We start from the raw sequence: 1,528 nt of genomic DNA on the forward strand, positions 1-1,528 counted from the left end.
ATCTAGCAGGCTGTTGAAAAAGTGGCTCGCAGCGAGGCTGTGAGCGTGATTCAGTGTCTTCGGAGAGATTCGGAGAGCGAGGCATGCGCGGCGGAGACGAACGGTCTGGCGAACTGTTCAGTTATGTTGATCTCGAGGCTCGGGTGCGGCGCGATCATCCGTTGCGCCGCATTCGGGCGATTGTGAACGAGGCGCTGGCAGCGTTGGAGCGGGACTTGGCGGCGCTATATTCGCCGATGGGGCGGCCTTCGATCCCGCCGGAAAAGCTGCTGCGAGCGATGCTGCTACAGGCGTTCTACTCGATCCGCTCGGAGCGGCTTTTGATGGAACGGCTGGAATACGACCTTCTGTTCCGCTGGTTCGTCGGCATCGGCGTCGATGACGCGGCCTGGGACCATTCGGTGTTCTCAAAGAACCGCGACCGGTTGCTGGAAGGTGATATCGCGGCGAAATTCTTAGGCGCAGTGCTGGCGCAGCCCAAGGTGAAGAAGCTTCTGTCTACGGACCACTTCTCGGTCGACGGCACACTGATCGAGGCGTGGGCATCGATAAAGAGCGTCAAACCGAAGGACGGCCCAAGCGGTGGTCATGGTGAGCCGCCGGCTGAAGGGGGCGGGCGAAACGCGGAAGCGGACTTCCATGGCCACAAGCGCTCCAACGACACACATGCCTCGACCACCGATCCGGATGCCCGGCTCTATCGCAAGGGCAAAGGCAAGGAGGCCAAGCTATGCTTTATGGGACATGGCTTGATGGAGAACCGCCACGGCCTGCTAGTCGACGCTTGCCTGACACTGGCCGACGGACATGCTGAGCGGGTGGCCGCACTGCACATGATCGAACCTCGAGCGGAGCGGCCACAGGCGATCACGCTCGGCGCCGACAAGGCCTACGACGCGGAAGACTTCGTCAATGAGCTGCGCTCGATGAGGGTGACGCCGCATGTAGCGCAGAATACGAGCGGTCGCAGTTCCGCGATCGACGGGCGCACGACGCGGCATGGCGGCTATGCCGTCAGCCAGCGCATCAGGAAGCGCATCGAAGAGGCGTTCGGTTGGATCAAGGTCGTAGCCGGCCAGCACAAGACCAGGTTCCGCGGTCGCGACCGTGTCGGATGGGCCTTCACCTTCGCAGCCGCTGCCTACAATCTGGTGCGACTGCCGAAGCTGCTGGCGGTGCCAGCATGAGCGCGCCCGTGGGCTGCCAGTTGGTCGGCCACTGGCGCATCGTCGAGGCCGATCTGTGGGACCGCGGCTATCTCAACCTCTGCGGCCCGGCCACGATCACCATCGGCGATGACAACAACGGCGAGATTACCTTTGGCGCCCTGCAAGCCGGCCTTGATCTCAGTTACGGCCCATCAATGGTCTTCTTTACCTGGAACGGCTGCGACGAGATGGACGAAGTCACAGGCGATGGCCATGCCGAATTGCTCGACGATGGCTCCATCGAAATCACGTTTGCCTATCACAACGGCGATGAGGTCATCCTCAAGGCCGCGCGACATACTTCTTCAACAGCCTGCTAG

At 61.8% G+C, this 1,528-nt stretch carries 2 protein-coding genes; both read left to right on the forward strand.

The genetic code is table 11. The features are described from left to right. The first annotated feature begins 83 nt into the window (after positions 1-83). Positions 84-1,187 carry an IS5 family transposase gene (locus tag NMG46_RS29480; protein ID WP_254820775.1) on the forward strand — a complete coding sequence of 368 codons (1,104 nt, stop codon included), beginning with the start codon at positions 84-86 and terminating at the stop codon, positions 1,185-1,187. Continuing rightward, positions 1,184-1,528, forward strand: a complete 345-nt coding sequence (locus NMG46_RS29485; RefSeq protein ID WP_254820776.1) for a hypothetical protein — start codon at positions 1,184-1,186, stop codon at positions 1,526-1,528. Before NMG46_RS29480 ends, NMG46_RS29485 begins: the two co-directional genes overlap by 4 nt.

Origin of the sequence: Mesorhizobium sp. LMG 17147 (genome assembly GCF_024297145.1) — a bacterium.
In the GTDB taxonomy this organism is placed as follows: Bacteria; Pseudomonadota; Alphaproteobacteria; order Rhizobiales; family Rhizobiaceae; genus Mesorhizobium.

Coding starts and splice junctions, on each gene's coding strand:
- NMG46_RS29480 (WP_254820775.1), top strand. CDS start 84: ATGCGCGGCGGAGACGAACGGTCTGGCGAACTGTTCAGTTATGTTGAT.
- NMG46_RS29485 (WP_254820776.1), top strand. CDS start 1,184: ATGAGCGCGCCCGTGGGCTGCCAGTTGGTCGGCCACTGGCGCATCGTC.